The organism is Lysinibacillus sp. 10T31, assembly GCF_056394365.1.
Map to the genome: position 1 here is coordinate 1 of NZ_JBFTHS010000256.1, position 382 is coordinate 382.

At 62.0% G+C, this 382-nt stretch carries 1 protein-coding gene; it reads left to right on the plus strand.

All coding sequences use genetic code 11. From position 1 onward, the window contains the following. On the plus strand, positions 1–382 hold a 382-nt coding region (locus tag AC1DCY_RS27915; protein WP_477356096.1), incomplete at both ends, for a FlgD immunoglobulin-like domain containing protein.

A 382-nucleotide genomic window follows, 5' to 3' on the forward strand; every position in this document is an offset into this window, starting at 1 on the left:
TGGGCCGCTCGGTCATTGCGCAGACCAGCACCGCGCAGATCAGCGACCCAAGCAAGGGGTTGACCGGTTCGGTGAACCTGACATCGTCCATTGCCGATGGCACCGTGACTATCAGCGATGCAAGCGGAAAGGTTGTGAGAACCCTTAACCTGGGCAACCGGCCGGCCGGCAGCGCCAGCTTCACTTGGGATGGCAACGACAATAGCGGCGCCGCAGTCGCTGCGGGCACTTATACCGTCAAGGCCAATGCGCCGATCAACGGCACGGCGACCGATCTGGCCACCTACCTGCCAGCAACGGTCAACAGCGTGACCCTGAGTCAAACCGGCGGCGAGCTGATGCTCAATCTTGCAGGTCTGGGCCCTATCGCCCTGTCCAAAGT